Origin of the sequence: Pedobacter glucosidilyticus DSM 23534, assembly GCF_000425145.1 — a bacterium.
Classification (GTDB): Bacteria; Bacteroidota; Bacteroidia; order Sphingobacteriales; family Sphingobacteriaceae; genus Pseudopedobacter; species Pseudopedobacter glucosidilyticus.
The window spans coordinates 188,314-215,177 of the sequence record NZ_KE384313.1 but is presented as its reverse complement, the minus strand read 5'-3'; the positions used below and the strand labels follow the sequence as shown (position 1 = coordinate 215,177).

Annotated in this window: 24 protein-coding genes; 10 read left to right on the top strand and 14 right to left on the bottom strand. The window is 34.1% G+C overall.

Going from position 1 to position 26,864, the window contains the following annotated elements:
* Positions 1 to 629 precede the first annotated feature (629 nt).
* The 3 genes from rimP (at position 630) to infB (ending at position 5,489) form a co-directional block, all read left to right on the top strand.
* Positions 630 to 1,103 (top strand): ribosome assembly cofactor RimP, encoded by a 474-nt coding sequence (rimP, locus tag H510_RS0116540; RefSeq protein WP_026905324.1) that lies wholly within the window; start codon positions 630 to 632, stop codon positions 1,101 to 1,103.
* 30 nt (positions 1,104 to 1,133) lie between these two features.
* Entirely contained in the window at positions 1,134 to 2,369 is a 1,236-nt protein-coding gene (gene nusA, locus H510_RS0116535) for a transcription termination factor NusA (protein ID WP_026905323.1), read from the top strand.
* A 63-nt stretch (positions 2,370 to 2,432) separates the two neighbouring features.
* On the top strand, positions 2,433 to 5,489 hold the full coding sequence (infB, locus tag H510_RS0116530) for a translation initiation factor IF-2 (protein ID WP_026905322.1): 3,057 nt from the start codon (positions 2,433 to 2,435) through the stop codon (positions 5,487 to 5,489).
* 65 nt (positions 5,490 to 5,554) lie between these two features.
* Here infB and H510_RS19750 read toward each other — a convergent pair whose 3' ends face one another.
* The 11 genes from H510_RS19750 to H510_RS0116475 all read right to left on the bottom strand — a co-directional run bounded on the left by H510_RS19750 (position 5,555) and on the right by H510_RS0116475 (position 16,071).
* Positions 5,555 to 6,541 carry a glycosyltransferase family 2 protein gene (locus tag H510_RS19750; RefSeq protein WP_051291354.1) on the bottom strand — a complete coding sequence of 329 codons (987 nt, stop codon included), beginning with the start codon at positions 6,539 to 6,541 and terminating at the stop codon, positions 5,555 to 5,557.
* Positions 6,538 to 7,395, bottom strand: a complete 858-nt coding sequence (locus H510_RS0116520) for an alpha-1,2-fucosyltransferase (protein ID WP_026905321.1) — start codon at positions 7,393 to 7,395, stop codon at positions 6,538 to 6,540. The genes H510_RS19750 and H510_RS0116520 overlap by 4 nt, the downstream gene beginning before the upstream one ends.
* 6 nt (positions 7,396 to 7,401) lie before the next feature.
* A complete protein-coding gene (locus H510_RS20580; protein ID WP_281168257.1) occupies positions 7,402 to 7,527 on the bottom strand; it encodes a hypothetical protein in 126 nt (41 codons plus the stop codon).
* 49 nt (positions 7,528 to 7,576) lie between these two features.
* Positions 7,577 to 8,137 (bottom strand): DUF268 domain-containing protein, encoded by a 561-nt coding sequence (locus H510_RS19275; protein ID WP_211226596.1) that lies wholly within the window; start codon positions 8,135 to 8,137, stop codon positions 7,577 to 7,579.
* Between the two features lie 10 nt (positions 8,138 to 8,147).
* Positions 8,148 to 9,080, bottom strand: a complete 933-nt coding sequence (locus tag H510_RS19745; RefSeq protein ID WP_051291352.1) for a glycosyltransferase family 2 protein — start codon at positions 9,078 to 9,080, stop codon at positions 8,148 to 8,150.
* Complete coding sequence (locus H510_RS19265; protein WP_036693253.1) at positions 9,077 to 10,006, bottom strand: glycosyltransferase family 2 protein; 930 nt, start codon at positions 10,004 to 10,006, stop codon at positions 9,077 to 9,079. The genes H510_RS19745 and H510_RS19265 overlap by 4 nt, the downstream gene beginning before the upstream one ends.
* Positions 10,007 to 10,009: 3 nt before the next feature.
* The gene (locus H510_RS0116500) at positions 10,010 to 11,839 is read right to left on the bottom strand and encodes an ABC transporter ATP-binding protein (RefSeq protein WP_026905320.1); all 1,830 of its coding nucleotides are present in this window, start codon (positions 11,837 to 11,839) and stop codon (positions 10,010 to 10,012) included.
* Positions 11,840 to 12,009: 170 nt separating this feature from the next.
* Entirely contained in the window at positions 12,010 to 12,840 is an 831-nt protein-coding gene (locus tag H510_RS0116490; RefSeq protein WP_026905319.1) for an FkbM family methyltransferase, read from the bottom strand.
* A gap of 137 nt (positions 12,841 to 12,977) precedes the next feature.
* Positions 12,978 to 13,964 (bottom strand): glycosyltransferase family 2 protein, encoded by a 987-nt coding sequence (locus H510_RS0116485; RefSeq protein WP_211226595.1) that lies wholly within the window; start codon positions 13,962 to 13,964, stop codon positions 12,978 to 12,980.
* Between the two features lie 2 nt (positions 13,965 to 13,966).
* Positions 13,967 to 14,845 (bottom strand): glycosyltransferase family protein, encoded by an 879-nt coding sequence (locus H510_RS0116480; protein WP_026905317.1) that lies wholly within the window; start codon positions 14,843 to 14,845, stop codon positions 13,967 to 13,969.
* Positions 14,842 to 16,071: an O-antigen ligase family protein gene (locus H510_RS0116475; RefSeq protein ID WP_026905316.1), complete on the bottom strand. Its 1,230-nt coding sequence runs from the start codon at positions 16,069 to 16,071 to the stop codon at positions 14,842 to 14,844. The genes H510_RS0116480 and H510_RS0116475 overlap by 4 nt, the downstream gene beginning before the upstream one ends.
* Before the next feature lie 53 nt (positions 16,072 to 16,124).
* Here H510_RS0116475 and meaB point away from each other — a divergent pair, with 53 nt between their 5' ends.
* Complete coding sequence (gene meaB / locus H510_RS0116470) at positions 16,125 to 17,021, top strand: methylmalonyl Co-A mutase-associated GTPase MeaB (RefSeq protein WP_026905315.1); 897 nt, start codon at positions 16,125 to 16,127, stop codon at positions 17,019 to 17,021.
* Here meaB and H510_RS0116465 read toward each other — a convergent pair.
* A complete protein-coding gene (locus tag H510_RS0116465; RefSeq protein ID WP_026905314.1) occupies positions 17,005 to 18,294 on the bottom strand; it encodes an aminopeptidase P family protein in 1,290 nt (429 codons plus the stop codon). The two genes, meaB and H510_RS0116465, sit on opposite strands and share 17 nt — an antisense overlap.
* Before the next feature lie 159 nt (positions 18,295 to 18,453).
* Here H510_RS0116465 and H510_RS0116460 point away from each other — a divergent pair, with 159 nt between their 5' ends.
* From H510_RS0116460 to H510_RS19260, 6 genes are all read left to right on the top strand, one after another.
* Complete coding sequence (locus H510_RS0116460) at positions 18,454 to 19,896, top strand: OmpA family protein (RefSeq protein ID WP_026905313.1); 1,443 nt, start codon at positions 18,454 to 18,456, stop codon at positions 19,894 to 19,896.
* Between the two features lie 69 nt (positions 19,897 to 19,965).
* Positions 19,966 to 20,109, top strand: a complete 144-nt coding sequence (locus tag H510_RS20620) for a DUF6728 family protein (protein WP_317131496.1) — start codon at positions 19,966 to 19,968, stop codon at positions 20,107 to 20,109.
* Positions 20,110 to 20,132: 23 nt separating this feature from the next.
* Positions 20,133 to 20,516 (top strand): RidA family protein, encoded by a 384-nt coding sequence (locus H510_RS0116450; RefSeq protein WP_026905312.1) that lies wholly within the window; start codon positions 20,133 to 20,135, stop codon positions 20,514 to 20,516.
* The gene (locus H510_RS0116445; protein WP_026905311.1) at positions 20,513 to 21,436 is read left to right on the top strand and encodes an EamA family transporter; all 924 of its coding nucleotides are present in this window, start codon (positions 20,513 to 20,515) and stop codon (positions 21,434 to 21,436) included. The genes H510_RS0116450 and H510_RS0116445 overlap by 4 nt, the downstream gene beginning before the upstream one ends.
* Positions 21,429 to 23,534, top strand: a complete 2,106-nt coding sequence (recG, locus tag H510_RS0116440) for an ATP-dependent DNA helicase RecG (protein ID WP_026905310.1) — start codon at positions 21,429 to 21,431, stop codon at positions 23,532 to 23,534. Before H510_RS0116445 ends, recG begins: the two co-directional genes overlap by 8 nt.
* A 13-nt stretch (positions 23,535 to 23,547) precedes the next feature.
* A complete protein-coding gene (locus tag H510_RS19260) occupies positions 23,548 to 24,807 on the top strand; it encodes an MFS transporter (RefSeq protein WP_036693246.1) in 1,260 nt (419 codons plus the stop codon).
* On the opposite strand, the gene H510_RS0116430 is transcribed toward H510_RS19260, so the two are convergent.
* Complete coding sequence (locus H510_RS0116430; protein ID WP_036693244.1) at positions 24,804 to 25,037, bottom strand: PLDc N-terminal domain-containing protein; 234 nt, start codon at positions 25,035 to 25,037, stop codon at positions 24,804 to 24,806. The two genes, H510_RS19260 and H510_RS0116430, sit on opposite strands and share 4 nt — an antisense overlap.
* Before the next feature lie 33 nt (positions 25,038 to 25,070).
* Positions 25,071 to 26,834 (bottom strand): ABC transporter ATP-binding protein, encoded by a 1,764-nt coding sequence (locus H510_RS0116425; protein ID WP_026905308.1) that lies wholly within the window; start codon positions 26,832 to 26,834, stop codon positions 25,071 to 25,073.
* Positions 26,835 to 26,864 lie beyond the last annotated feature (30 nt).

Genomic DNA, 26,864 nt, shown 5'->3' with positions numbered 1-26,864 from the left:
CACTTCCAAATCTTCATAGGCCGTCTCTCGTTCTTCGGAAAGATAAGTTCTATATTTAAGGCAGTCCCTAAATATCCGCTCTTTAGGTTCTTTATACTTTCTACTCAATACTTTCTACTTCTAAAAAGGAACAAACATTCATAAAAAACAGACTATTCCGAAGCGCATGAGCAATCCCCAAGAGCCGGAAAGACGAAAAAACAGTAGCAGAAATTAAAAAATCTTGCACAATCAAGCCTATAGCGCATGCGGTTTTGTGTTCGAGTTTACACTAATGTTCATAAAGCAATGCCTAGCAAAAATAAGCGCCAATTGTTTTTGAGTGTGGGTAAGGGATGTGCGACAAAGGCTCCTGTGGGATTGCTCAAGGATTTTGATTACTTTTTTCCTCTAAAAAGTAATGGGCCCCGCCGGCTCTTGAGGCGAATCATTAAAACTACGAAATCTAAATATCACTTAATCAACAAGCCATATTTTAGCTTTCCGCCTTTAGCGTTAAGCTTTCCGTCTTTAGCTTTATTCACTTCATCATCAAAATTTTAGAATCTCAAAAATTTTATTACCTTTGTGCTGTTGAAAAAAGAGGGGGCTAGATGTCCCCTCTTTTCATTTATCCAAAAAATGTTGTCATGGGTGTTGAACAGAGAGTTAGAGCTTTAGCAGAAGAAAAAATAGCAGACAGACCTGATTTATTTATTGTTGAAATTAAAGTCATCAATAACACCAAAATTATTATTCTTTTAGATGGCGATAATGGTGTAGGCATACATGATTGCGCCATGGTAAGCAGACATGTTGGTTACCATTTAGAAGAAGAAAATTTGTTAGACCACGCCTACAATTTAGAAGTAAGTTCGCCGGGTTTAGATACACCTTTAATTTTGGATAGACAGTTTGCTAAAAACATAGGTAGAAATGTAACCGTAAAACACCTTACCGGAGATAAAGTGGAAGGTACATTGCTATCAGCAGATGAAGAAAGCATAACAGTAGCACATCAGGTAAAAGCTAAAGGTGCAAAAACCAAAAAAGCCGAACTTGTAGAAAGTAAAATTTTAAAAAATAGTATCGCCGAAGTAAAAGTAAGCGTATCTTTTAAATAGAAGCATTAATAAAATATTGATGAGAATAAAATGAATAGCATTAACTTAATTGATTCATTTCAGGAGTTTAAAGACTTCAAAAATATCGACAGACCAACCGTTATCAGTGTGTTGGAAGAAGTGTTTCGCAGTATGCTGCGTAAGCGTTTTGGTACCGATGAGAATTGTGATGTGATTGTGAATCCTGATAATGGGGATTTGGAGATTTGGAGAACTAGAACTGTTATGGAAGATGGTTTCTCTGAAGATGATGACTTAGAAATAGAATTAGCGGATGCACATAAAATTGATCCTGATTTAGAAGTTGGAGATGATTTTATCGAGCAAATCACTTTAGAAAGCTTTGGAAGAAGAGCTATTTTAGCTGCTCGTCAGACTTTAGTGTCTAAAATTTTAGAATTAGAGAAAGATGAAATTTTCAAAAATTATAAAGATAGAATTGGCGAGATTGTAACTGGCGAGGTTTATCAGGTCTGGAAAAAAGAAACTTTGGTTTTGGATGATGAGGGTAATGAGCTAATCTTACCTAAAACTGAGCAAATACCGGCAGACTATTTCAAAAAAGGCGATACCGTAAGAGCTGTAGTGCTTAAAGTTGAGATGTTAAACAGCAATCCAAGAATTATCATCTCTAGAACTGCTCCGGCATTCTTACAAAGATTATTTGAGCTAGAAGTTCCTGAGATTTTTGATGGCTTAATCACCATTAAAAACATCGTTCGTGAGCCAGGAGAAAGAGCAAAAGTTGCAGTAGAATCTTATGATGACCGTATAGACCCAGTGGGAGCTTGCGTAGGTATGAAGGGTTCTCGTATACACGGTATTGTTCGTGAGTTGAAAAACGAAAATATCGATGTGATTAACTTTACCAATAACATCTCTTTATACATCCAAAGAGCTTTATCGCCAGCAAAAATATCATCTATCAAATTAGATGATGAAACCATGAGAGCTGCTGTTTACTTGAAACCAGATCAGGTTTCTTTGGCTATCGGACGTGGCGGACATAACATCAAACTGGCAGGTAAATTGACGGGTTACGAAATAGATGTTTACAGAGAATCATCTGAAGAAGACGAAGATGTTGACTTAGAGGAATTCTCTGATGAAATTGACGGTTGGATTATAGACGAATTTAGAAAAGTTGGTTTAGATACAGCTAAGAGTGTACTAGCACTTAATGTAAATGAATTAGTGAAACGTACTGATTTAGAAGAGGAAACTATCGAAGAAGTACTAGAAATTTTAAGAGCAGAGTTCGAATAATTTTAGATTTGCATTAAGTAAACGTACTTTTGTTTTAAAATTAGAATAGAAAGATCATAATAGATGTCAGAAGACAAAAAGTTAGGAATATTAAAAGTTGCAAAAGAACTAAACATCGGTATTGGTACGATAGCTGATTTTTTAGGTACTAAAGGTTTTAAAGTAGAAGCCAAACCTAATACAAAGCTAACCGATGAGATGTATGGAGCTCTTTTAAAAGAATATCAGGGAGATAAAATCCTGAGAGAAGAAGCTAAGAACATAGTTATTGGCAAGATCCGTCGTGATGACGCTACTCAGGTGAATGAAAAGCCAGAATCATCTACTGAAAGACAAGAAGCTCAGGAAGCGGATCATGAAATCCTGATTAAAAATACAGGTTCAGCAGTTCCGGTTTCACAAGAAGCTGAAAAAGTAGAAGCTCCAAAAGCGGAGCCTGCACCAAGTACTGGAGGTGTAAAAATTATTGGTAAAATCGACCTTGATAGTTTAAATTCTAAAACTCGTCCTGACAAGCGGAAAGAAGAAGTAAAACCGCAGGCAACGCCACCTCAAGAAGTTAAAAAACCTGAGGTGCCACAACCAGTACCAGCTCCGGAGCCAGTTGCAGAAGTTGTAAAGCCTGTGGAAGAGGTTAAGCCGGAGCCTAAAGTTGAGGTTAAACCAGAGCCAGTTGCAGAAGTTGTAAAACCTGTGGAAGAAGTTAAACCAGAACCAAAAGTCGAGGTTAAGCCAGAACCAGTTGCACCTAAGGCAGAAGAAATTAAATCAGAGCCAAAAGCTGAGGTTAAACCAGAGCCAGTTGCAGAAGTTGTAAAACCAACTCAAGAAGAGCCTATTGATGATGAAGTAATCAGAGCTAAAGCTCAACAATTAAGCGGACCAAAAATTATTGGTAAAATACAATTACCTGTAAATAAGAAAAAAGATCAGCCGGTTGCATCTTCATCAAACCCTAATACGGCAGATAATAAAAGAAAGCGTAAGCGTAAACCAGCACCGGGTGGCCAACCAAATAGGCCAGGTGGTGCTCCAAATACCAATCCAGGAGGACAAGCTGCTGGAGGAGGTGGTTATCAGGGTAACCGTCCACAAGGTGGAGGCCAAGGTCAAGGAGGTCAAAATAGACCAACTGGCGGCGGACAAGATAATAAAGGTGGAAGACCACCACATAAAAGAGGTCAGCCTTTACCGCCTAAGGTAGAGCCTACAGAAAAAGAGATCCAAGATCAGATAAAAGCTACTTTAGCTCGTTTAAGCGGTGCAGGTAAGTCTGGTAAGTTTGCACAACGTTCTAAACTACGTGGGCAAAAAAGAGATAGAGCATCAGCAAGTGCCGAAGAAGCAGCATTAGAACAAGAATTACAATCCAAAATATTGAAAGTAACAGAGTTTGTTACGGCTAATGAGTTAGCGAATATGATGGATGTTTCTGTTACAGAAGTCATTTCTACATGTATGAGTTTAGGAATGTTTGTATCTATCAACCAAAGGTTGGATGCAGAAGCCCTAACCATTGTGGCTGATGAGTTTGGATATGAAGTTCAGTTTGTAAGTGCTGAGGAAGAAGAGTTTAATTTAGAAGAAGAAGATAGAGAAGAAGATTTAATCCCACGTTCACCAATTGTTACTGTAATGGGTCACGTAGACCACGGTAAAACATCTTTACTAGACTTTGTGCGTAAAGCCAATGTTATTGCGGGTGAAGCTGGTGGTATTACACAGCACATTGGTGCTTATGAAGTGGTGGTAGAAGGCGATAAGAAAATTACCTTCTTAGATACGCCAGGTCACGAAGCGTTTACCGCAATGAGGGCTCGTGGTGCTAAAGTAACAGACGTAGCTATTATTGTTATTGCTGCGGATGATAGCGTGATGCCACAAACGGTAGAAGCTATTAACCATGCGCAAGCGGCAAGTCTTCCAATTGTATTTGCGTTTAACAAAATAGATAAACCAGGTGCTAATACCGATAAGATAAGAGAGCAACTAGCTGCAATGAATATCTTAGTAGAAGAGTGGGGTGGTAAATACCAAACGCAAGAGATTTCTGCTAAATCTGGTTTAAATGTTGATAAATTACTAGAAAAAGTATTGTTAGAGGCAGAATTACTAGACTTAAAAGCTAATCCTAATAAGAGAGCTGTAGGTACAGTAATTGAAGCACAGTTAGATAAGGGTAGAGGTTACGTTGCTACAGTTTTAGTTGAAGCAGGTACCTTAAGAGTTGGAGATCCAATTTTAGCAGGTTCTTACAGTGGCCGTGTTAAAGCTTTATATAATGAGCGTGGAAACCGTGTAGAAAAAGCTGGTCCAGCGGCACCAGTTCAAGTATTAGGTTTTCAAGGAGCACCGCAAGCAGGTGATAAGTTTAATGGTGTAGAAAGCGAACCAGAAGCTCGTGATATTGCAAACAAGCGTTTACAATTACAACGTGAGCAAGGTTTAAGAACTCAGAAACATATTACACTGGATGAAATTGGTCGTCGTTTAGCGATTGGTAACTTCAAAGAACTTAACATCATTATTAAAGGTGACGTGGATGGTTCTGTTGAAGCTTTATCAGACTCTTTACAAAAATTATCAACTGAAGAGATACAAGTTAAAATTGTACACAAAGCAGTTGGTCAGATATCAGAATCTGACGTATTGTTAGCTACCGCATCTGATGCTATTATCATAGGTTTCCAGGTTCGTCCATCAGCAGGAGCTCGTAAATTAGCAGAAGCAGAAGAAATAGATGTAAGATTATACTCTATCATTTACAAAGCTATTGATGAGATTAAAGCTGCAATGGAAGGTATGTTGGCACCAGAATTTGAAGAGAAGATTGTTGCTAATGTTGAAATCAGAGAGACCTTCAAAATCACGAAAGTGGGAACTATTGCAGGTTGTATGGTTCTAGATGGTACTATCAATAGAAATAGCAAAATCAGAATTATACGTGAAGGTGTAGTTATTTACACCGGCGAGTTAGACTCTTTAAAACGCTTTAAAGATGATGTTAAAGAAGTTAACCGTGGTTACGAGTGTGGTTTAAATATCAAAAACTTTAATGATATTAAAGTAGGAGATATTGTAGAAGCTTACGAACAAGTAGAAGTGAAAAGGAAGTTGTAATTTCTTTTTGAGGATATAAAAAACCCGTTTAAGTGAGAAGCTTAGACGGGTTTTTTGTTTAGAGATTAAATCCCTACCATTTGCTTAATGAGCTTCCTTAGTTGTTTTGTTGTGCAGCTATTTTTATCAAAAATAGCTGAATCAAAAAAATATAAAATAGCATCTTTCTTTTTTAGGGTCCTAAGAATTTCAAACCATTTTAGATGAAGAATACGATTAAAATTCGGGACGGGAAATCTTTTAGAAGATGAATTATTAATCTTTAGTTTTCTTAATAATAATAAAAAATCTTTAGTAGAATAGTCTTTTAAACGATTATGTAAGATAGCATGATGAATAGCTATTTCTCTTTCACTAACGTCGATACTACATCTTAGATATAAAGCTTTAATTATTTTAAGTTCTTCCTGTGTTAAGGCTTTATTTTCTGTTAGAGTAATATTATGTTGATGAATTCTATATTTTACAAGTATTTCGTTAAGGTTAGCTATCGGATAAGATTCAGAAATTCTCAAAGCTAAATCGTAATCTTCTCCTAAACTATAATTTTGATAACCGCCAACTTGAAGCGCAGCCTCTCTTCTTAAGATAATACTAGAGTTTACAAATACATTCCCAAAGATTAATCTTTCAGCTAAATAATCGGTATGGACATCAATTAGTACCTCTTCTTTTAAATGATTAAACTGAAGAGCTTTACTTCCACATATAGCAATATCTTGGTGACTTTCCATGAAGTTGTATTGTATTTCAAGTCTTTGTGGTAAAGCAATATCATCACTGTCTAATATGGCTATATATTTGCCTTTTGCTTCTTGAAGTCCTATATTTCTAGTAATAACAAGTCCTTGGTTTTTTGGGTTATTGATGAGTCTTATTCTTGGATCTTTGTTTTGGAGAATAATGTTTTCAGAGTTATCTGTGGAACCATCATTAATAATTAAGAGCTCGAAATTTTTGAAAGTTTGATGCAGAATGCTGTCGATGGCTTCTTGAAGATATCTTTCACCATTATACACAGCCATAAAAACCGTAATATCTGGTGAAATCATATTTTTATCCAATTAGAAGGTAAAATACCTATATCTTTTTCATCATTTTTATGTATCCATTTTTTAGGACCGATAACCATCTTATTTGGATTTGTATTTAACCAAGCACCCCACCAACTAAAACTGCTATTCGCAATAATTTGGTGCTTACAATTGCTCATTAATTGCATATCGATATAATTATTTACCCCTATATTTCCATCTATAAAAACTGCTTCTAGGTTCTTAAAGTTTGATTTACACCACTCTATATCATCTGAGAAAAAATAGAAAATAGGTTGCTGAATATGCTCTTTTATATAATTTATAGCTTGTTGATAGTAGTTTAAATCGCAGATATTCCCTAATAATTCATGCCCTATATAGTCGCCTCTTCTAATATGAACAGCTATACTCTCATGAGTTCTCATTTGTATTAGTCTTTCTTCATTAGTTGTATCTAAGCTTTTTCTAAAGGTGAAATCTTTTCTTAGTTCGTCTTCTACATCAGAAAAATAAAGTGGATTTTGCCAATATCCCCAATAATATTTCTTTTTAACATCCTTAAAAATTTCGGTATCAAAATAAAATTCTTGTTGCTCTTGATAGTATGCTCCTTTCAACCCTAATATTCTTCTTAACTTTCTATGATGCCACTCATTAAAATCCGGATTATAAAGTTTAGCTACAGAAGCCGAAACAATGTCTAATTTAATTGGAAAAATCTCCTCTAATTCTAATCCGTTGTGAAGATGATAATTGTTAAAGCCAGAGGTATCTGCTTTAACAGCATTAAATTTATGCTTTAAGGCTTTATAAAAAGCATATTGGAACATTTGATTCCCCAGGCCTCCAAGAAATTTGACAATTTTCATGATTTTTTATTTCTGAAACCAAAAGCAACCACATCCATAAAACTGTGTTTTTAGAATATTATCATCTGGATTGGTTATTAATCCGCCATCCTTTTCATTTTCTGGGATGAGTGTAAATTCTATAAGCTTCATATCTTTAAAAAGCTCTAAAATTTGGTGTTTGTTATAAATTCTGTGAGCATTAAAGCAAATAATATTCTCGGCTCCTAGGTACAACAATTAGAAGGTTTCCACCTGGAGCAACTACTCTTTTTAACTCTTTAATGGCTTTTATATCTCCATCATAATCTAATGGGTCTCCATATCTTCCTAAGCCAATATGCTCAATGGTATGCATACAGGAGATAGATGTGACACTATCTGTCTCAAAAGGCAAATTCATCAAATCAGCCTGTAAAGATTTTAAATGGTCAAGTTGTATTTGAGCAGGTCTGTAATCATAAAAATCAACAGGGATAAAAGCTGATAATATGGAACAGAAATGTAAAGTAGAGGATATATCTATATGCTTTTGTGGATTAATTTGTTTTACTATTCTGGTAGCCCAAGCAGGGTGATAAACATAATGTCTATCAAAGCCAGTATAGGTTGTGTTATCATCAAAACATAGTTGTTTGTTAGATGGATGTAACTTAAATCTAGGATTAGTTTGCTGTTCTAAACTTTGTAAAGTTTTAAAAGCATTATTTAAACTTCTTATAGTTTTGCTACGTTTGAACGAGCTTTTTATCTGTTTAAGCATATTTTATATATTAATGTTTTCTCATAGCATTAGCTTCTTTTATTATCAGCTTTAACGCTCTCAAGAAACCAACTTGTTTTACTAAATATAGGAAGTGTTCTTTATTTAGTAGCCCTTTTTTACTAATATTTATTCTGTGTAAAACATCAATATATTTCTTGTTCAGTTTGTTTAATGTTTTTTTTATATCAGAAGAAGAATGAGTAATATAATTAACTATGTACTCTCTTAATATCAATTCCCAAGCATACATGTAGTCTCTGTTATGACTCATGCTTGATTCATGAACTCTTATATAGGCAACAGCATTATTGTCTTCAATAAAATGAAATTTAGCACCTTCAAAAGAGCATCTAAGCCAAAAATCCCAATCTTCTAAAGCTTTTAATGAGGTATTGAAAAATAGTTTTTTACCCTTAACAAAAGATGATCTAATTAAAGGGGTATTTACTGGTGAGAAATTAGCTATTATCAAATTTTCAATAAAACTCTTTTTTAATCCTCTATCTATATGAACATCTTCTGATAATTCTAAATTATTATAAAATATATCAAATTCTTTATGCTTAAAAAATTTGGCATCCGTGTAGGTTATAGTGATGGAAGAACGCTCTTCCATATAGCTAACTTGTAAAGAAATCTTATCAGAGCTTAATAAATCATCAGCATCTAAAAAATTAATGTATTTACCATTAGCATTTTTTAAGCCTGTATTTCTTGCAGCAGCTAGGCCCAGATTTTCTTGATATATGTATTTAAAACGAGAATCTTTTAGGAAGTTTTCTTTAATGAGATCTCTAGTATTATCAGTAGAGCCATCATCTATTATAATTGCCTCCCAATTTTGATAATTCTGACTTAAAAGGCAATTAAGAGTTTCAGTTATAAGATAACCATAATTGTAGCTTGGTATAATAATAGACACTAATGGCTCTTGCTTCATAGCTTATTTGATTTTAATTTTAAGCCCCAAATATGTTTATATATAAAGTTGAATTTACTTAGTTTACTTTTTTTGTAGATATATAATAATGTTTGGTAATGCTTGAACATGAATATGATAAGCTTAAAGTTTATCGTATTATCTAAACGTTTGTAATAAAGCTCTTTAAGTTTTAGTATGAGATTAGGATTTTTTGCAAAACGATAATCTGAAAATGTTTCAAGCATTTGAACAGATTTAATAATTTTTTCTCTGCTTGTTAATTTAGATTTACTTTTTCCTAATTTTAAAATGTCTGTATCAGATGATTCATGTTGTCTGTATAGGACTAACGGCCTTGGAATATAGATGATTGACTGAATATTTGCAGCACAAAAAGCTAACCATTGGTCATGCATAATATGGTCTGGAAAAGGTAAACACTTAACTACCATATCTCTAGAAAAAAGACAGGCATGTCCAGATACGCAATTAAAAAATAAAAAAGGATGGTAGCTGTCACCAGAATACATATTTAGAATATCCGACATTTTTTTATTCAAACTATTACCATTCGAATTAATAAAAGCCGAATCATGATAAATAAATTTTTCATCATGAATGCTATTCATTAGAATGCTAATCTTATCTAACATCCAAATATCATCTTGGTCTGATAATGCTATATACTCTCCTTTACAAAGTTGAATAGCTTTCTCAAAATTTTTCTTATAGCCTAGATTTACTTCATTTTTGTATACTTTGAAATTGTTATATCTAGAAGCGTAATCACCTAAAATGGTTAAGGTGTTATCAGAAGAACAATCATCAACAGCTACAATTTCAAGGTTGGGATAATCTTGTTTAACTAACGAATCTAATTGTTCAATTAAATATCGTTCGCCATTATAAGTGCAAAGCGCTATGGAAACCAGAGGATAATACATATTCTACTCAAAAGTCTGCATATCAATTAATTTCTTATAAAGCCCTTGGTGCTGCATTAACTCTTGATGAGTACCTTGCTCAACTACTTGGCCTGCTTCTAAAACTAATATTAAATCGGCATTTTGGATGGTACTTAAACGGTGTGCAATAACCAAAGAAGTACGGTTTTTCATTAAATTATTGATAGCTTCTTGAACTAATTTTTCTGATTCTGTATCTAAAGCTGATGTTGCTTCATCTAAAATTAGAATAGATGGATTGCGCAAAACTGCTCTGGCAATATTTAAACGTTGTTTTTGTCCGCCAGAAAGTTTCATCCCTCTATCTCCAATATTGGTATGATAACCATTTTCTGTAGCCAGAATAAAGTTATGAGCATTGGCAATTTTTGCTGCAGCCTCCACTTCTTCTTGGCTAACTTCATCTATCCCAAAAGAGATATTATTAAAGATGGTATCGTTAAACAAAATAGATTCTTGGCTAACCATGCCCATTTGAGATCTTAAAGATTCTATTTTTAGATTACGGATGTCTTTCCCATCAAATAAAATAGCGCCTTCATTTACATCGTAAAACCGTGGAATCAAATCAGAAATGGTACTTTTTCCACCTCCTGATGGGCCTACCAAAGCCACTGTTTGCCCTTTTTTAATGGTAAAATTTAATTTATCAAGGACTTTTTTATCGGTATAACCAAAGGATACATTTTCAAATTGGATGCTATTAGAAAAAGGCTGAGCCGCAATGGCATCTGCTTTATCTGTAACCTCTGGTTTAGTATCCACCAAATTTAAAACACGCTCGCCAGCTGCAATACCAGAATGTATATTGCTAAACGCATCGGTTATAGCTTTAGCAGGGCGCATCACTTGCGAGAAAATAGCAATATATGTTACAAACGCTTCTGGAGCTAGGTTTGAAGCATTGCCAAAAATTAAATTACCGCCGTATAATAAAATCCCAGAAACGGTACAGATTCCTAAAAACTCAGAAACAGGCGAAGATAATTGCTGTCTTCTGGTCATAGAGCGGGTAATTTTAGAATACTTTTGATTTTGCTTATCAAACCTATCGGTAACAAAAAATATAGCGTTAAAAGCTTTAATCACTTTGATGCTCGATAAGGCTTCATCCAAATAAGAAATCATCAAGCCATAAGTCTCTTGAGACTCTGTAGCTTGTCTTTTTAGCGATTTTACAATTCTTGCTATAATTAAACCAGAAATAGGGATAACCAATAGAGAGAATAAGGTAAGTTTTACAGATATAAGTAAAAGCGCAATAATATAGGCAATAAGTTGTAAAGGCTCTTTAAAAACAACTTGTAATGTGCCAGTAACCGAGAACTGAACTACTTGTACATCTGAAGCAATTTTAGATATAATATCTCCTTTTCTTTCATTACTAAAGTAACCAACATGCAAATTCATCACATTATTAAAAACTGTTTTACGGAGATTTAGTAAAGTATGAATGCGTAAATCTTCCATAATTCTTTGAGAAAGATAACGGAATAAGTTGGCTAGTAAGTTAGAGCAAATGATAACCACGCAGACAAACTTTAAGGCACCTATTTTACCTTCGTTAACGATGGTGGTTTTGAAGTAGTAATTGAATAAATCTATCAGATAACTAAAAGAAAAGCTGGCTTCTGGAAAACTGGGTGCTGTTACTTGTTCTTTAGTATCTAAAAATAAAGTGTTTAATAATGGGATGATTAAACCAAAATTAAGTGTACCAAAAACAACTGCAAACAGGGTACAGATTATATAAGGTATTGCGAATTTTTCAATAGGTTTTGCAAAAGATAATAATCTGAAGTATGTTTTCATGACTAAAAACGAAGTTGAGATGGTAACAAATCATCATTTGTGTCAGGCAGAGCAGAAGTCGGAGACTTTTCTGAGTATATCAGAGAACATTTCCACGAAAGCTCCATTAACAATTATGATTTTTAAGACATCCTCTTTCTTAAATATGTTTATCAGCTAGTTCTAAAGCTTTAATTTACTGGTACTGCGTATATGTTAATTGTTTTTTTAAACTTCATCATATCCGTGTTATGAGGGAGCTTTTCTACCGTTGCATGAATATCAAAATCTTCAAAATAGAAGATATCGTAACCATGTTTTTTAATAACATCGTACAATTCTACTTTAGCGTCATTACTGGCTTTTCCGAAACTTTCTGCTATAATAACAGGCTTACATTGCTCAATTAAATCGCTTATAGATTTGATAATTTCCTTATCGTAACCTTCAGTATCAATTTTTATAAAAGAGAGTTTATTTACCCATTCAGGATATTTACTTTCTAAGAAAGCTTTTAAATTAACACCTTTAACCTTACTTTCCTGAACAAATTTACCATGCGGGCTATCTTTAGTAGGTGATATTGCTCCATTAGCAAAAGATGCTTCTGATGATATAAAATAAAACTCTTCATCTTGTGTAGAGATGGCATAGTTTTGAGGTTCTAACCTATATTTATCTTCATTTAAAGAAGCATTTTTCTGAAGAATTTTAAAAACAAAAGGGTTAGGGTCAAAGCCGAGTGCTAAACCTGATTTACCACTACAAATAGCCATTGGTACTGTAGTGTCTCCAATATTTGCCCCAATATCTATAGTTAAATCACCTTCTTTAATAAACTGGTTAAAAAACTCAACCATTGCTGTATGAATTTTTATATGTGGAACCAAAGGGTTAGACCAGTTAGCAAAAGAGATTTGACCGTATTTTCCCAAATCAAAGTTTTCAATTTGTGGAGGATACTCTTGTGTAACTCTTCTTGCTTTTTTTCTGGCTAAAGAAGCTTTAATATAACTTAACATATAATAAAATTAACTTTATTGGGGTGTGGCTAAAACTTAGTCTGTAAAGTTTAAAGCAGTCTGAGAAAGCCTTTGAGGGGTAAATATACACTATTCTGTTAAATGATTACTTATCAAAATAATAACTTTGGTTGATTCTAGCATTTAACAACCTCTTTATTTCCTATAACTGAACGGATTTGATAAATAATATCCATTAAACTATGGTTAGCATTTCGTTCTTTCATTAGGTTTTGGAATTCATCTTTTTTAGTTTTAAGATGTTTTCTGTTTAAAAAAACATTAAAATAAGCTTCGGCTTTATAAAATTGAAATGTTAAAAGCCCTATTATAATATCTGTAAATATTACTTGAATGTGCCATAGGAAAAGGTTAAAACCAGTAAGATGTAGGTAATGCGTGTAATATCTGTTTCTAAAGTAAACCATTTTAATGTCACGCTTTTTACTATGGTCTTTAGTGCTTCCTGATATTTCATGCCTACAAATGGCATCATGTTCATAATAACATTTCCATCCTAAACGCCAGGCTCTGATAGATAGTTCCTGATCTTCACAGTAAAAAGGATTAAACATTTCATTAAATCCTTTTATAGTTTTTAATTTTTTGGCATCTATAAGCGCAATAGCACCGGAAAGATAAAAAGTAGGGGTAAGCGTATTTTTATTTTTGAGGTAAAAGAAATTGCTGGGTTTTATTTTTTGTCCGCTAACTTTTGGGCATCTAGCAGCTTCCTGAATTTGGTCATCATCCATACCAATTACTCGGCCCATTACACCAAACGTATCTGTTTTTTCAAAATATTTATAAAGCTTTTTGAAATAATTGTTTTCTAGTTTAACATCAGTATTTAGAAGAAAAATTAACTCGTTTTTTGCAGCTTGTATGCCAAGATTACAAGTTTCTGAAAAGCCAGAATTTTTTTCTTTTTGTATTAAGATAATTTTGTCTGTATAATTTTCTTTAAGATATTTTACCGAGTTATCTTCAGAAGCATCATCAATAACAATAATCTCAACTTCATCTGCGCAAGCATGAATCACATTAAAATTATGCTCAAAATACTTTTCAAATAAATGTTTCCCATTATAATTGGGTATGATTACCGAGATACTTCTCATCATCTTTACTTTACTTTTTGATAATTCTTGTATTCAAAAGGCCTATATCCCGTTCGCTCTTCTATCCATTTTAATAAGCGCCTTCTAAAATTTAATTTTTTCTTTACCACCGTGGGGTCAAAAGAGAACTCCCAATTAGTATTCGTAATTCGTTGCCGAATCGCTACAGGGTGACTAGAATTAAATTTTACTAACTCGTCTGCATTGCCATAATCAAAGCTTTCTGCTTTTGGGATATGGGTTTCAATCCATTCATCATCACGATAAAACTTATTGAAATTTCTCACCTTATGATTTAGCCCATGTGGTGGTTTAACCCATCCATAATGGTAAATATAAGCATCAATTTCTTTAACCTTTATTTTCCTGTTCTCAAATCTAAATCCTTGCGCATCTCTATAAGAGTGCATGCCTTGCATATTTTTGATGATTCTTATTTCTTTCCTGTACCAACGTCTGGAAGTAGCGATATAATCATAAGAACCATAAAAATGTAGGTACTTAAACAATAAGCCTTCTATGTTTTTATCTGCTAAACATAGCTGCATTTCTTTTTTAATGGTCTCATGATATTTTTCATGCACCACCTCATCGCCTTGGATATAGAACGCCCAATCTGCATCTGGTGATATAGCTTTAAAAGCTTTATCTGTTTCTAACGCAAAAGTTTTACCACCTTCTCTTACGCTATCATCCCAAACAGTATCAATGATTTTGATTTTTGGAGAATCTATAGCTTGCAACAATTGTAAAGTATCATCAGTAGAATTTCCATGCGCAATAATAAATTCATCGCATAGGGGTAAGATGGAAGTAATAGCCTCTACTATTGGATAATCATTAACTACAGCGTTTCTAATAAAGGTAAACCCGGCTACTTTCATCTTTCTGATAAAGTTTTGATATTAAAATTCGTGAATAAAAGTAACAAAAATACTACACTAATACCGCTTATTTGCCTTTCCATAGTATTATCTGTAAACATGTGAAGGATAATAGGAATTACAAATGCTAAAAATATGAAATTATGAATGAGTTCCTTGAGGATAATTATTAACCCACCTAAGAAAATCAAAATGCTAAAAATCACGCCGTAAGAGGCCATGTAATATAAATATTGGTTATGGATAAAAACTCTATTTTGAGGGATGAGCCAATAGGAATTATGGGTATATTGATGATCCATCTCCTGTTTTAAATCTGCAGGAGCAACACCCATGAAAATATTGCTTTTGATAATTTCTAAAGCACATTTATTTGCTGCCCAACGCTGGCTTATTGATAAATAATTGGGGTTTTTATTTTCTACTAAATTGATGATATCATGTTTAGTAGAGTTTATTTTTTGCTTAATGGCAGGCACTTTTTGATAAACAATAATACTGGCTAAAAACAACAAGAAAGCGTAACCTAGGTATTTATAGTTTTTATTGATGATGATTTCTCGGCACATAAAAAATAATCCGGTAAGCCATAAAGAAATTAGGGTAAAACGTTGTGCTACTACCACTAGACCTATCAAAAGCAAAATTAAACAAGTAGCAATAATCCCTTTTTTAAAAGATTTTGTTTGCTTTAAAAGTGATAGTGCTAAAGCTATAAAAGCAAAGCTGTAAAGCAGGCCAAGTTCTGTATGATACGGACCCAAAACAGAAGTTATATTTCCACCTTGGGTGATTATCTCTTGATAAAGTTGCAGATGAGATAATATCCATAATAAATCTACACTGATGCAGAAAACTCCGCAAAATCCAAAAAATAAAACTAAACGTTGTATACTTGCCTCATGATGTGTTTTAGCCATCATAAAAACTAACGGAAGTAGCCATAAAAAGCTGTTTTTAAAGAGCAAATTTAACCAAGCAGCTTTATCAGTAGTATTCCAGAAACTCAATAATATGAGGATATATAAACCTATAAAAAAGTAATGCTTTAGCTTTACAGGATTTATTTTTTGATGATGATAAAAGCTATTTATAGCTGTTAAAAGCATTAAAACAAGAGAAATGGATAAAATTGCTCTAGAAAAAAACAATCCAAAAATGAGTAAAAAACAACTTGCTTCTACAGCATGTTCTTTTAATAATGAATAAATGCTTGCTCTAGGCATCTTGCTCATTTTAAATTGATATTTTTACTTGAAACATAACCAAAGTTAAGTTAATGTTAGATAAGGCAAAAACACTATTAGCAAGTATGACTTCTGGAGATGTTAAATCTCTTGCCAGAGCTTTAACCATTGTAGAAAATGATTTAGCCGGGGCCGATGATATTTTGAAATCTTTACATCTACACCAAACTCCGGTTATTGGGGTTACTGGCCCACCAGGAGCAGGTAAAAGTACTTTGTTAAATAGTTTGATAGGGCATTTAACCGAAAAAGGTAAGAGGATAGCAATTTTAGCAGTAGACCCAACATCACCTTTTAGCTTTGGGTCTTTATTAGGAGACCGTATCCGGATGAAAGATCAGTTCAACCATCCAAATGTTTTTATACGTTCTTTAGCTACCAGAGGTGCTTTAGGAGGCTTGTCTGGCAAAACCATAGAAATGACGGATGTTTTAAAAGCCGCTCATTTTGATTTTATTTTTGTAGAAACTGTTGGTGTTGGGCAGTCTGAGGTTGAAATTGCTGGCCTGGCAGATTTAACTATGGTAGTTTTGGTTCCAGAATCTGGTGATGAAATACAGCATATTAAATCGGGCTTAATGGAGATTGCAGATATTTTTATTGTAAATAAATCAGACAGACCCGATGCACAATTATTTACCATTGGTCTCCAAAAATTAATTAGAGAAAAGCATCAGCAAATAAAAGTTTTTAATACCGTAGCTGATAAGGGAACCGGCGTTATTGAACTTGCCAATGAAATTTTGGCTTTTAAACCTCAGGACGGATTTAAGAAAATAGAGTTGCTTACCCAAAAAGCTTGGCAATTGATTCAGCATTATCAAATGAGAGCTATCCAAAAAAATAAGCTTCAGCAAAGTATTACCGAAGCTTATCATCCTCATTTTAATATCTATCAATTTATAGAAACTTTTATGCGTTCATCATAGCTTCTATTTCCTCTGCTTCTATGGGGATATGTGCCATTAAATCTACCGGACCATTTGCGGTTACCAAAATATCGTTCTCTAGCCTGATACCTAAATTTTCTTCCAAAATATAGATTCCTGGTTCGCAGGTTAAGATGTTACCAGCCTCAAATGGTTTGTACCTGTCAGAAATATCATGTACATCTAAACCTAAATGATGCGATGTACCATGCATGAAATATTTTTTATAAGCTGGCACCGCAGGGTTTTGTTTAGCCACATCATGTTTGTCCAGTAAACCAAGCTTTATCAATTCGCTTGTCATAATTTTACCTACCTCATCATGGTATTCGTTCCAAATGGTACCAGGTACTAACATTTTTCTAGCTTCTTTGAAAACATGTAAAACTGCATTGTAAACATCTTTCTGTCGTTTGGTAAAACGGCCGTTAACGGGGATAGATCTGCTTAAATCTGCATTATAGTTGGCATATTCTGCTGCAAAGTCAAATAATATCACATCCCCATCTTTACAAGGCTGATTATTATCATTATAATGAAGTATGCAGGCATTTCTTCCTGAAGCTATAATAGGTTCATAGGCATGCCCTGTAGCGCCTTGCTTAATAAACTCATGAATAATTTCTGCCTCAATTTCATATTCCATTACACCTGGTTTAACAAATTTTAATACCCTATTGAAGGCATCTCCGGTAATATCACATGCTTTTTGGGTGATAGTAATTTCCATATCAGATTTTACCATTCTTAAATCACGCATGATGGGCGCAACACGTTGATAATGATGTAAAGGATATTTAGATTTTAAATCCTCTATAAATCTTAAATCTCTATAAGGGACATGATTGGCGTAACGGTCATTCTCATTAGTGTTGAGGTATATATTTTCTGCATAATGTATAATTGCTGATAAAATATTCCAAAAATCATCTAGCCAGTAGATACTTTTAATACCCGAAACTCGTTGAGCTTCCTCTTTGGTGTACTTATGGCCTTCCCAAATGGCTATATGCTCGTTTGTTTGTCTTAAAAAAAGGACTTCTTTGTACAAAGGATTAGGACAATCCGGAAAAAGTAATAAAATTGTTTGTTCTTGGTCTATACCAGATAAGTAGTATAAGTCTGGATTTTGTTTGAATTTATACAATTGATCTCCACTTCTGGTATATTCATCGTTTGAGTTAAAAATAGTTAAACTATTTTTTTTGAGGCGATTAGCTAAATTTTTACGATTAAAAACAAATAAATCTGCGTTTTTAGTAGTGTATTTCATAAAACTAAATTAAGAAACCCTTATTTTAAAATTGCGTATAAACCTGTAATATGAAAAAAATATTTTGGAATGAAGTTTGATAAGTTGCTGATGTCAAACTTAAAATTTATTTTTGTGACAAATTACAATTAAAATTGTTTAACCTTTAAAAAAATGATTATGAATTATTCTACATTGAAGAAAACGGTCGCTTTATCATTAGCAACTGCTTTCGCTGTAGCGACTCAAGCACAGGAGACTCCTGCTACTACGTCGTCTGCAAAAGTATTCGGAGGGAGAGGCCAGTATAGAACTTGGACAATAGGTGTTAACGCTGGTGGTTCTTTACCATTAAGCATTATCGGCGGTACCAATGATTTTGGGAAGAACGTTGAATTTGGCGAGCATACTATGGGTTTTTACTATGGTATCTCTTTAAGAAAGCAATTAGCACATTCTTTTGGCTTACAAGGTAACTTAAGCAGAGGTAATGTTATTGCTTACAATAAAGGCGTTGGTACTTTCAGACCAGGCGATGCTACACCTTACAGCACTGCTAAAACAGAAGTACAATATGATATTAACTTAAGTGGAGTTGTTAACGTAGCAACTGTGGATTTCTTAAGAAGAGAGAATGCAGTTAATTTCTACGTATCTGCTGGTTACGGTTTAATTGCTTTTAACCCAATGTTATATACTACTTACGCTGGTGGCGATGGTACTCCAGCAGTAAATAATAAAGGCTTATACGGTGATGAAGGTAACAATGATTACATCAGACAAGCTTACATCCCTGTAGGTGCTGGTGTTAAATTTAAATTATCAGACCGCGTTGCTTTAGATTTTGGTTATGATACTAAATTTATTGATGGCGATAACTTTGACGGTGTTTACGCTGGTGGTACTTCTAAAGATAAATTCTCAGTTGTACGTGGTGGTTTAGAATTCTCTTTAGGTTCTAAAGCTAAGCCAGACTTAAACTGGGCAAATCCAGTTGCTATGATGTATGATGAGTTAAAAGACCCTACCTTACGTCAAGAAGTTGAAGCATTAAAAGGACGTGTTACAAATGTTGAGCAATCAGTTCAAGATCTTAAAAAAGATTCTGATGGTGACGGTGTTGCAGATTACTTAGATAAATGCCCTAACACACCTGCTGGTGCTAAAGTTGATGGTGCTGGTTGCGAGTTAGATACTGACGGTGACGGTGTGCCAGATTGGAAAGATGACTGTCCTACTGAAAAAGGTACTCCAGAATTAAATGGTTGTCCTGAAATGGGTTCAGCTACCATGTCTGGTGTTGATAACATCCAATTCGAGTATAACTCTTCAGTATTAAGAACTTCTGCTTACCCTACTTTAGACAAAATTTCATCAATGATGAGAGCTAATAAAGCTCAAGGTCTTCAATTAGATGGCCACGCTTCTGAAGAAGGTACAGATGCTTACAATATGCAATTATCTGTTGATAGAGCTAATGCAGTAAAAACTTATTTAGTTAACTCTGGTGTAGATGCAAAAAGAATTTCTACAAAAGGTTACGGTGAGAGCCGCCCTATTGCATCTAATGCAACTGAAGAAGGACGTGTTAAAAACCGTCGTGTTGAATTTAGACAGAAATAATTAAAACAAATTTTAAGAAAAGGGAGTTCTTGCAAAAGGACTCCCTTTTTTATTTTATAAATTTGCGATATGTTATATTTCTTTAGAAAGAAAGACCCAAACAGACCGGATAATTTTAATCTGAGGGTAATGCATTGGATTAATAAAACAGCCATTATTGTTTTTTTATTGGGTTTGATTTGGAAACTGTTAGATTGGTTTGTCTTACATTAGAGACTACCATTTAAATTTTGAGAATGAAAAAAATCATCAATACACCTTCGGCACCAGCACCGATAGGTCCTTATAGCCAGGCTGTGTTAGCAGGCAACACTTTATATGTTTCTGGCCAGATAGCTTTACATCCTGTAAGCGGCGAAATTATAGACAGCACTTTAGCTTTAGAAACCAAGCAAGTGATGGCTAATTTACAGGCTGTTTTAGAAGCAGCAGCTATGGATTTTAGCCATGTAGTAAAAACCTCTATTTTTTTGAGTGATATGTCTTATTTTGCTGAGGTGAATGAAATTTATGGACAATATTTTACTGGAGATTATCCGGCAAGAGAAACAGTAGCCGTGAAAACATTACCCAAAAATGTTAATGTAGAAATATCGCTTATTGCAGTTAAAGCTTCATGAGCTTAAAATTAAAATGCTTCTTGGCTGCATTATCTGCAAATATCATTTGGGGTTTTGTAGCCGTACCTATAAGATTTGTTCAGCATTATGAGGCAGAGCAGATCCTTTTTTGTAGAATAATTATATCGTTAATAATTTGCTGTGTATTTATTGCCGGTTTTCAAAGAAAGCAATTGTTAGATGATATCCAAATATTAGCATCATCTTCAAAATCAGAAAGAAAAACACTTCTTATCCTATTGCTTACCTCTGGTGTTTTAATCACCTTTAACTGGTATGCTTTTATCTATGTTATCAATCATGTAAGTCTCAACTCAGCAGCTTTTGCCTACATGATTTGTCCTTTGATTACGGCCTTATCTGGCTTTATTATTTTAAAGGAGGATATCAACCGACAAAAAATTGCAGGAATTATGATTGCACTTGTTAGTGTGCTTATTTTGGCAACTGGCTCTTTACATGAAGTTTTATGGTCTATTGTTACTGCTAGTTTTTATGCTTTTTATTTAATCATACAAAGGGTTAGTAAGGTATTTAATAAGGTTAACATGTTGGGTTTGCAGTTAATGATAGCTTTTATTGTGATTTTACCTTTATACTTAAATTTAGGTTTAAGCCTTCCTGTTGATCTAAACTTTTGGTTTGATATTACCATCATAGCAGTTTTATTTACTTTGATACCGCTATTTTTGAGTCTATTTGCTTTACAAGGTTTACCATCATCAACAGTTGGGATCATTATATATATTAATCCTGTCATTGCATTTGCTGTAGCGTTTTTATATTTTAACGAGGGAATTAATTTTATTCAAGCATTTGCCTATTTACTATTGGTATTTGCAGTTATCATATTCAATTGGAAAATTATATCCGGTACAATACGTAAATTAGTAGCAAGAGAAGTCACAGATTTTGAATGATCCATTATTTAAAACTCCTATAGAGTATCTTAAAGGTGTTGGTCCGCAAAGGGCCGAAATCTTAAAGAAAGAGGCTGCAATTTTCACCTATGAAGATTTATTGTACTATTATCCTTTTAGATACATCGATAGAACCCAATTCTATAAAGTAGCAGAAGCACCACCAGATTTAGCACATGTACAAATATTAGTAAGGCTAAAGTCTTTTGAAGTCATTGGCGAAAAGCAGAGTAAAAGATTAATAGCTAAAGCCTATGATGATACTGCAGAGATAGAATTGGTATGGTTCCAAGGGATAAGATGGGTAGAGAAAAACCTGAAATTAAATCAGGTTTATATCATTTTCGGTAAGCTCAACTATTTCAATGGGAAAGCGCAAATGGCACATCCAGAAATGGAGCTTTTTTCTAAGGAAAATGTAACCAAGGGTAATTTAAGCTTACAACCTGTTTACTCATCAACAGAGAAATTAAAACAGTTTTCACTAGATACCAAAGGCATACAGAAGTTAACGGCAAACTTATTAGAGCAGGTTGCCGATAAAATAGAGGAAGTATTGCCTCGCTATATCTTAGAGCAATATAAATTAAACTCGCATAAAGAGGCTCTATTGCAAATCCACTTTCCTACAGATAATAAATCCCTAAAAAGAGCCCAAACAACTTTAAAGTTTGAAGAGCTATTTTTTATTCAGCTTAAAATGTTGAGGAGTAAATTGCTGAGGACGTACAAGTTTAAAGGTAATGTGTTTGCTCAGGTTGGTGATAAGTTTAATTATTTTTATGAGAACCTTTTGCCATTTTCTTTAACCAATGCACAAAAAAGGGTTATTAAAGAGATCAGATCGGATACCCAAAAAGGTATACAGATGAACAGATTGGTGCAAGGCGATGTGGGTTCTGGCAAAACCGTAGTTGCTTTAATGAGCATGCTTTTAGCTATTGATAATGGCTTTCAAGCTTGTTTAATGGCACCAACAGAAATTTTGGCAACGCAGCATTATCATTCTTTAAAAGCTTTGTTAAAAGATGATTTTGTAGAAATAGCTTTATTAACGGGCTCAACAAAAAAGAAAGAGCGGACTATACTTTTTGAAAAGTTAGCCAGTGGAGAATTAGCAATTTTAATTGGTACGCATGCCCTTATAGAAGATACGGTACAGTTTAAAAATTTAGGTTTGGTGGTGATAGATGAGCAACATCGTTTTGGTGTAGAGCAAAGAGCTAAACTATGGCGTAAGAATGTGATACCGCCACATGTTTTGGTAATGACAGCCACACCCATACCGCGTACCCTTGCCATGACTTTGTATGGAGATTTAGATGTATCCATGATTAATGAATTACCTGCTGGTAGAAAGCCTATTGAAACCATACATCTTTATGAAACACAAAGGTTAAGGATGTTTGGTTTGATGAAGCGAGAAATAGCGCTAGGTAGGCAGGTGTATATCGTATATCCGCTTATTCAGGAAAGTGCCAAACTAGATTTAAAAAATTTAATGGATGGTTTAGAGGTTATGGCTATGGAGTTTCCTTTACCACAATATAAATTTAGTGTTGTACATGGGCAATTAGCTGCAAAAGATAAAGAATATGAAATGCAGCGCTTTGTAAAGGGAGAAACCCAAATTATGGTAGCCACTACGGTTATTGAAGTTGGAGTGAATGTGCCTAATGCTTCGGTCATGATTATTGAGAATGCAGAGCGTTTTGGATTATCACAATTGCATCAATTAAGAGGAAGAGTAGGAAGAGGCGCAGAGCAATCTTATTGTGTGTTGATGTCTGGTGTGAAACTTAGCAAAGAGGCAAAAATTAGATTAGAGACCATGGTAAGAACTAACGATGGTTTCGAAATATCAGAAATTGACTTACAATTACGTGGTCCTGGTGATATAGAAGGAACTCAGCAAAGTGGTATTTTAGACTTAAAATTGGCTGATATTTCTCAAGACCAACAAATACTACAAGAAGCTAGAAAAACAGTGATAGAAATTTTTGAGGAAGACCCAGATTTAAATTTAGAAAAACATCAGACTTTAAGAAAGTTCTTCTCTGTAAAGAAAAATGGAATCTCATTAGATAAAATATCTTAAATTATAAACAACATTGGCAGCTACTTCTAACGACCCCTACATAGCCCTTAAATTTCCAGAATTTAGGTATTTCTTAGGGATGCGATTTTTCTTTACCATAGGTTATCAAATACAAGCCGTAGTATTAGGTTGGTATGTTTATAACCTCACCAAAGATCCACTTTCACTAGGTTTAATAGGGCTAGCAGAAGCTATTCCATCCATAGGAATTGCTTTGTACGGCGGTTATGTAGCAGATAAATCAGACAAAGCAGTTTTAATAAAATGGGTGGTTGGCTTAATGGTTTTGGCGTCTTTTGCTTTGTATGTAGTAACTACACCTAGCATTGTTGCATTATGGGGTACATCAAAAGTTATTATCGCTATTTATAGTATTATTTTTATAGTGGGTATTGCCAGAGGCTTCTTCTCGCCGGCAGCTTTTTCTTTAATGGCGCAAATTATACCACGAGCGCATTATCCAAATTCTTCTACCTGGAATAGCTCTATTTGGCAAATTGCAGCAATTGTGGGTCCGGCTTTAGGCGGCTTGTTATATGGTTTTATAGGTGTGCATACCACCTTATTAATTATTGTTGCAAGTATTTCTATCTCATTTTTTGCTACATTCTTTTTTAAAAGCGTACCTCCCACTTATATACGTAAAACCAGTATTTATGAAAGCTTATCAGAAGGCTTAAAGTTTGTTTTTAAAACCAAAATGTTGGTTGGTGCCTTAAGTTTAGATTTATTTTCGGTGTTTTTTGGCGGTGCTGTAGCTTTAATACCGGTAATAGCCAGTGAGGTTTTAAAAGTAGGTGCTCAGGAATTTGGGATGATGAGGGCTGCACCTGCTTTAGGTGCTGTTTTAACCATGTTAGTGATGACACGTTTCTCGCCTATGGGTAAACCTTGGCGTAATCTTTTGTTTGCTGTTGCTGGTTTTGGAATCTCTATAATAGGTTATGGCTTATCAAGAAATTTATATCTCACCCTTTTCTTTTTGTTTTTAGAAGGTGCTTTTGATAGTGTAAGTGTGATTATTCGCTCTACCATTTTACAATTGCTTACACCTGATGAAATGCGGGGCAGAGTATCAGCTGTTAATGCCATGTTTATAGGTTCTTCAAACGAGATTGGTCAGTTTGAATCTGGTTTAACAGCAAAATTAATGGGTACCGTACCAGCAGTTTTATTTGGGGGCAGCATGACTTTATTGGTAGCTGCTGTTACTTGGATGAAAACTAAAAAACTGATCCCAAAAACCTTAAATGATATTAGCAATCACCATTAAAATTTCTTTTTGGATGCCATAGGCTTGCCCCAAAAGAAATAAATAATAGCACCTAATAAGGGTATTAAAATGACAATTAATAACCAAAGCAATTTGAGGTTAGCAGATAAGTTCTCGTTAAAAAAAATATCTTTAGCGGTTACCAAAGCCACCAATAGCGGGAAAAAGAACAAACCAGCCAGCAACATAAAATAGCCAGTTTGTGATAGTTGTAATAATACCGATAGCATCTTGAACTATATTTTAATAATCAATACACTAAATTAAGTAAAAGCTTTATCGTTTAGCCTTTTTTCTCCAATTTGTTGTCTCCACATGGCATAGTATAAACCTTTTTCTGCTAATAAATCTTCATGTTTACCAACCTCAACAATATGGCCACGCTCTAAAACAAAAATCCTATCGGCATGCATAATGGTTGATAAACGGTGAGCAATTAAAATGGTTATTCTTTCTTTTCCGCCAGATACATCTCTAATAGTTTCTGTAATTTCTTCTTCCGTAATTGAGTCTAGTGCTGATGTTGCCTCATCAAAAACTAAAATATCTGGCTGTCTTAAAAGTGCTCTGGCGATAGATAATCTTTGCTTCTCGCCACCAGAAACTTTAACACCACCTTCGCCAATAACGGTATTCAAGCCAGCATCGGCCCTAGCCAATAAAGATTGGCAAGCGGCTTTTTGTAAAACCTGCATACAAGCTTCATCCGTAGCGTTTGGACTCACAAAAAGAAGATTTTCTCTGATGGTACCAGAAAAAAGCTGAGTATCTTGAGTTACAAAACCTATTCGCTCTCTTAACTCATCCAAATCTATTTCATTGCTATGGATGCCGTTATAGTTAACCTCACCTTCTTGTGGTTGGTATAGCCCAACCAGTAATTTCACCAAAGTAGTTTTGCCAGAGCCAGACGGACCAACAAATGCAATAGTTTCTCCTTTTTTTACGCTAAAGCTGATGTTATGTAAAGCCGGAGCTAAGGCTGTTAAATGCTGAAAGCTTAGATTTTTAAGCTCTAACTCATGAATTGGTCCGGTATGTTTCGGGTGTAAAGGTTTAACCTCTTTTGGTGTGTTTAGGGTTTTTTGGAAATTATTTAAGGATGCTTCTGCCTCTCTATAAGTTAAAATGATATTGCCAAACTCTTGTAATGGGCCAAATAAAAAGAATGAGTAAAACAAAAATGTAAAATACTGTCCTGCTGATATATCGTTTTTAAAGATGAGTAAGAGTAAAATTACTACCATAGTGCTTCTAACCAAGTTTACGGTTGTACCTTGTAAAAAGCTCATGCTACGCACATATTTTACTTTTTTAAGTTCCAGATCTAGAATTTTATAAGTTGTATTATTTAACCTGTTAATCTCTTGGTTGGCTAAACCTAAGCTCTTTACCAGTTCTATATTTCTTAAAGATTCTGTTGTAGCACCAGCCAAAGATGTTGTTGCACCCACAATTTTCTTTTGGATGGTCTTGATTTTCTTACTTAAGAACCAACTCACTACAAATATCAAAGGTATAGAAGCAAAATAAACCAGCGTAACTTTATAGCTTACGGTTAAAGAATAGATGATGACGAAAACCATCCCTACCAAACTTGTAAACAAGATATTGATGAAAGCGATGATAAACTTTTCAGAATCTGTACGTACTTTTTGTAAGATACCTAAGGTTTCTCCACTACGTTGGTCTTCAAAAGTTTGATAAGGTAATTGCAATGAGTGAGATAGTCCATCAGCATACATTTTAGCGCCCAATTTTTGAGTAATGATATTAGCAAAATAATCCTGAAAGTTTTTAGCAATACGAGAAATCATAGCTGCACCTACAGCTAAACCAATAAGCTTTAAAACTCCTATAGTAAATTCAGACTCTGTTAACTCATCCTTTTTGTTGATAAAATTATCAACAATTTTTCCTGTAATATGTGGGTCTATTAAAGAAAAGCATTGGTTTATAGTGGCAAATAATAGGGCTAAACCTATTAAACCTTTATAAGCTTTTAAATACTGAATAAGAATTTTCATGAAAACCAGGTGCTATTATAAACCACAAAT

Coding starts and splice junctions, on each gene's coding strand:
- H510_RS19265 (WP_036693253.1), bottom strand. CDS start 10,006: ATGTATTATCCTCTGGTTTCCATAGCGCTTTGCACTTATAATGGCGAA.
- H510_RS0116490 (WP_026905319.1), bottom strand. CDS start 12,840: ATGTTAAGTTATATTAAAGCTTCTTTAGCCAGAAAAAAAGCAAGAAGA.
- H510_RS0116460 (WP_026905313.1), top strand. CDS start 18,454: ATGAATTATTCTACATTGAAGAAAACGGTCGCTTTATCATTAGCAACT.
- H510_RS0116475 (WP_026905316.1), bottom strand. CDS start 16,071: ATGCCTAGAGCAAGCATTTATTCATTATTAAAAGAACATGCTGTAGAA.
- H510_RS0116445 (WP_026905311.1), top strand. CDS start 20,513: ATGAGCTTAAAATTAAAATGCTTCTTGGCTGCATTATCTGCAAATATC.
- H510_RS0116480 (WP_026905317.1), bottom strand. CDS start 14,845: ATGAAAGTAGCCGGGTTTACCTTTATTAGAAACGCTGTAGTTAATGAT.
- nusA (WP_026905323.1), top strand. CDS start 1,134: ATGAATAGCATTAACTTAATTGATTCATTTCAGGAGTTTAAAGACTTC.
- H510_RS19750 (WP_051291354.1), bottom strand. CDS start 6,541: ATGATTTCACCAGATATTACGGTTTTTATGGCTGTGTATAATGGTGAA.
- rimP (WP_026905324.1), top strand. CDS start 630: ATGGGTGTTGAACAGAGAGTTAGAGCTTTAGCAGAAGAAAAAATAGCA.
- meaB (WP_026905315.1), top strand. CDS start 16,125: ATGTTAGATAAGGCAAAAACACTATTAGCAAGTATGACTTCTGGAGAT.
- H510_RS0116465 (WP_026905314.1), bottom strand. CDS start 18,294: ATGAAATACACTACTAAAAACGCAGATTTATTTGTTTTTAATCGTAAA.
- H510_RS0116450 (WP_026905312.1), top strand. CDS start 20,133: ATGAAAAAAATCATCAATACACCTTCGGCACCAGCACCGATAGGTCCT.
- H510_RS0116430 (WP_036693244.1), bottom strand. CDS start 25,037: ATGCTATCGGTATTATTACAACTATCACAAACTGGCTATTTTATGTTG.
- H510_RS19745 (WP_051291352.1), bottom strand. CDS start 9,080: ATGAAGCAAGAGCCATTAGTGTCTATTATTATACCAAGCTACAATTAT.
- infB (WP_026905322.1), top strand. CDS start 2,433: ATGTCAGAAGACAAAAAGTTAGGAATATTAAAAGTTGCAAAAGAACTA.
- H510_RS20620 (WP_317131496.1), top strand. CDS start 19,966: ATGTTATATTTCTTTAGAAAGAAAGACCCAAACAGACCGGATAATTTT.
- H510_RS0116485 (WP_211226595.1), bottom strand. CDS start 13,964: ATGATGAGAAGTATCTCGGTAATCATACCCAATTATAATGGGAAACAT.
- H510_RS20580 (WP_281168257.1), bottom strand. CDS start 7,527: ATGAAGCTTATAGAATTTACACTCATCCCAGAAAATGAAAAGGATGGC.
- H510_RS19275 (WP_211226596.1), bottom strand. CDS start 8,137: ATGCTTAAACAGATAAAAAGCTCGTTCAAACGTAGCAAAACTATAAGA.
- H510_RS0116500 (WP_026905320.1), bottom strand. CDS start 11,839: ATGAAAACATACTTCAGATTATTATCTTTTGCAAAACCTATTGAAAAA.
- H510_RS0116520 (WP_026905321.1), bottom strand. CDS start 7,395: ATGAAAATTGTCAAATTTCTTGGAGGCCTGGGGAATCAAATGTTCCAA.
- H510_RS0116425 (WP_026905308.1), bottom strand. CDS start 26,834: ATGAAAATTCTTATTCAGTATTTAAAAGCTTATAAAGGTTTAATAGGT.